The sequence below is a fragment of the Citrobacter sp. MGH105 genome (genome assembly GCF_001037485.2).
GTDB lineage: Bacteria > Pseudomonadota > Gammaproteobacteria > Enterobacterales > Enterobacteriaceae > Citrobacter > Citrobacter portucalensis.
Map to the genome: position 1 here is coordinate 1 of NZ_CP073053.1, position 4036 is coordinate 4036.

The window sequence follows — 4036 nt, forward strand, 5'->3', positions numbered from 1 at the left end:
GAACCCCTCACAAGCGACAATACGAAGTATTGTCTGAGCTTGCTGTTATATAGTTTTCCACTTATATATTAATTAATACATATAAAAATTAAGTCAATAGCTGAATAAAAAATAATCAATTTAAATTTGGGTTTTATATATAACCGTGAACAAATAAAGCCATTTTGCAAATGGCTTTTTTGTGAGGGGTTGACCAACTGAACGAAGTGAAGGCGGTAGTTATTTTTTCGCTTTGGCTTCTTCTTTTGCCAAAACTTCAAACAATGGATGGTATTTTATTAATTTGTTTTCTCTGATTGTTTTAAGGACTTTTAAACTCTCAACCTTTTTAAGACTAAATTTTCTATTAAAATCTCGCAATGTAATTTCTACATTATCAAGCAAAAAATCTTTGTATTTTTGCAAGTTGTTTAATTCTTTTTCTGCTGCTTTTTTTAAATATTCCTTTCTAACTTCTTTGGCACCAGATTTTAAATCTACTTTGTAATCTAAAAATCTTTTTATACTGGATAAAAACATTAATGAAACTTTTATGCCATAGTCAAAAGATTTTGCCTGAATTTCGGTTCCTTCTTCTTTCAGCAAAATATGATATATTGCTGCATATTTCCAACTTAACATAAAATATGTTCTGAAAAATGTTCCGTTTGTTTCCTCCCCTAATATGTGATCAAATTTTTCTTTGTAAACCATATAAAAATGGTCATAGATTTTTCTGCATTCTGGTGAATATGTATAAATTACATTTGTTTTTACAGTTGAAAAGAAATTATCTAATCCCTCTTTGAGTGATTCGATTATTTCTTCCACTGTCCAAGTTGGGACAACTTTTTCACCTCTTTCTGCATAAACAAAATTGTGTCTTCTTCCTAATCCATCATTAATACTTTCCTGATCAAAGTTTCTTGCAAAACTATCAATAGTATTCAAAAATAAACCACTCATAACGATACTTTCAGTTTCAATAGTTTCGTTCTTCGTAACTCTACGGGCTTTATCATTATCATGGATCTTTAACATTGTTTTTCTGGTTTCAACCATAGAACCTCCCGGCATTAATTTTTTCATAAACTGGGAGTATTCGTCTTCTATCCAGAAAATCGGCTGTATTGGTTTTCCGAAATTATCAATTTTCTTTTCTGCTTTTGCTAACTCTGAAATGAATGCTGCCGAACCGTCAGCACCTTCAAAATTAGGTCTAATCATTGGCTTTTCTTCTATATCTTTTGGTATAGAACTTTCAATAATTTTTGCTGATGTGGTTTTTGCTGCACCAGAAGGTGCAAGTATTAAAGTCCAAGTGTTTAAGTAATCCGCTGGGCTTGTAGGATGCTTATACATTATATTGTTATTAACACTAAAAGCACTTAAATAGCTTAAAAATGAAAATATCGGTAAAGCTGGGGGTATGTCGGTTTCACTAACAAATTTAGAATATATCAAAGATAATGGATCTATATTTTCTGATAAACCTAAATTATGGGGGTTTGGTATTATAGGTAAAACATCAATAAAATTTATATTCACTTCGTGAGTTTCTACTTTTGGCTCTTTGCTAATTGCTTCTGCTATTTCGTTCGTTAAAACTATTTCTTCTTCTGTTAAATTAAATACCTTTTTCAATCTTATCATAATTAAATCCTCCTATTATATATACAGTTATAACATAGGATTTTAACTTGTCAAATGTTTACATTAAAAAAATCAGACATTTTTTATTTTGTCGGATTTTAACCCCAAAAAATGCACTGCCAAAAACATACCACCCCCCCCCTGTTTGACACTCTGACATTCTGACAAATCTTGTAAACTATTGATTTTAAAGGATTAAAAAAAAATTTTGTCAGAGATTTGTCAGAAAAAATCAGTACTCTTTTGACAAAGCTAATGACAAAAAATGTAATATATTGATTATAAAAGGAAAATTAACTTGTCAGAATGTCAGAACTTTTCTGACAAAATGGATTTTAAAGAAAACAGGCAATTTTCAGCCCTCATTTGTCAGAAAATATCATGTTTTTTGTTTTGACATTTGTTGTCATGGTTTTTCTGCAAAACATATGACGTTTTCTTTTGTGGTTTTTATGACACTATGACACCTTATGACAGAAAACCGTCCTACCGGACAGGTCAACCCCTCACAAGCAAGAACCAGCCTGACGGCTGGCTCTCACTTGTTCACGGTTAAAGTTTTATCATAGTGATCTAGTAGTGTTGTCATCATATTTTTAATATGGTTTATATCGTCTTCTGTTGTAACTTCCCTGATTTTTGATTTTGAGTTTTTCTTCTTCGATTTTTCGTCTTTTTTCGAATTTTTGCCTGTGTTCATTCTTCCTTGTATATGCTGAAAACGTTCGTATGTATCTTCCAAAAGTAGAAATAATTGAGTGTACAGATCTTCTACATACTCCAAATCTTCCTTCAGTTGTATCAATCGACTTTCTGAATTGCTGTTGTTTTCTTCCAGCTTCTTCAAGTCTCGAACTAACAAATTGTTGTTGCTGATTAATTTTTTCAATATCTCTTGCTCTTGTAGTTCCTGCTGTTTCTTCTGTTGCTGTTTTAGTTTTATATTCTGTATTAATTGACTCATTGTTTACAATCTCCATATTATCAGTGCGAATATACATACTTGAAAAACCATCGTTATTACTAACATTGATAAAATCGCCGTTAGTATATTTATATCCAATATCTTGATCTTCTCTTTGAATACTTTGTCTATTTTCTGATATATTTTTGAACGATGGTTTTTTAAACTTTGATCTATTTCTGATTTCTCGTTTTTCAATTCTTTCTGCAAATGTTCTTTTAAGCTCTGTGAGTTTTTCTCTAACAAACTCTGGATCTCTTGTAGGTTTTGGGTTGAATTCTTTTCTATAATCGCTGTAATCTCTTCCCTCTTCATATATATCTCCTTTCAGGACAATGGGTTTATCGTCATCAAACAAATCAGATTTAATTGATATTTGATTTTTTCGTATTCTGTTTATTTTAACACCTTTCATGTTTTCAATATGTTTGATGGTTTGATCTCTATTTTCCAACTCTTCATTAATAATTAATGCCATTATTTCAGTATTAATATTTTCAATAAATTGTTTTTTATCTTCTGGAATATTGGTTTTTGGTTTGTTGGTTAATGTGTTTTTATTTTCTTTCTCTTCAAATGGACTTGATAAATTATTTTCATAATTAATTATTTCAGAGTAGTTATTTACCAACCCACGATCTCTTTTATCTAAATATACAGTGTATGATCTTCTGTCTTGTAAACTGTTAAATGTTAAATAATTTAATTCTACCCTGCCCTTGTCGTTGTGTTCTACCCACATAACTGGAGGTCTGTTTTCTTGTTCAATCCCTGCAAATAAAATATCTTCAAACTCTGTGATTAATTTGGTTTTTAATTCTTCTGATATGGATTTTTCTTCAAATGATAAAACACCACACACGTATGGGTTTGATTTGTTTTTATCTAAAATATAATTTTCAAAATTGATTAGGTCTTGTTTTGTGGTTGTTGATAATATTTTTATGTCTTTCTGTTGTTCTGGGTTTTTCTCTCTCAATAAATATTCAATACTTTTTTTTATATTCCTTTGACCTTTGCTTTTTTTACCTCCTATTATTTTATGATACATATTAAATTCTCCTTTTAATATCTTCTATCTCATTTGTTATTTCTTCGAATAAATTTATAAAATCTTCTGCAAACTCATGGGAAATAAATTTATCAATATCAGTATTTATTGCTCTTGCTATCTGGTTAATATTAACACCTATTTTATGAAGCTGATAATACACATCACCATTTTCATTTTTGGAAATTTCTTTTTTGAGTTTAAACTCTTTATTGAGTATTAACTCCCTTATGGCTTTCGCCCTTGGCTTTTTCAGCATAGAAGCCAGTTCTTCAACCTGTGCAAATTCTTCGTCATTGAAGCATAGCGTGACGCTGTGCTTCCTATGGTATCTATCCTTGTAGCTCACTGTAAGCCTCCTGTGTTCGGTTTTAAGGGGATTGAAGGGG

3 protein-coding genes are annotated in these 4036 nt (G+C 30.5%); all 3 read right to left on the bottom strand.

Annotated features, from left to right (window positions below):
• Positions 1–219: 219 nt before the first annotated feature.
• Positions 220–1632: a hypothetical protein gene (locus tag SK35_RS26785; protein ID WP_048216463.1), complete on the bottom strand. Its 1413-nt coding sequence runs from the start codon at positions 1630–1632 to the stop codon at positions 220–222.
• 596 nt (positions 1633–2228) lie between these two features.
• Positions 2229–3647 carry a hypothetical protein gene (locus tag SK35_RS26790; RefSeq protein WP_139156983.1) on the bottom strand — a complete coding sequence of 473 codons (1419 nt, stop codon included), beginning with the start codon at positions 3645–3647 and terminating at the stop codon, positions 2229–2231.
• Between the two features lies 1 nt (position 3648).
• The coding region (gene mobC, locus SK35_RS26795; protein WP_215268669.1) for a plasmid mobilization relaxosome protein MobC at positions 3649–4036 on the bottom strand (388 nt) is incomplete at its 5' end.

Coding starts and splice junctions, on each gene's coding strand:
- SK35_RS26790 (WP_139156983.1), bottom strand. CDS start 3,647: ATGTATCATAAAATAATAGGAGGTAAAAAAAGCAAAGGTCAAAGGAAT.
- SK35_RS26785 (WP_048216463.1), bottom strand. CDS start 1,632: ATGATAAGATTGAAAAAGGTATTTAATTTAACAGAAGAAGAAATAGTT.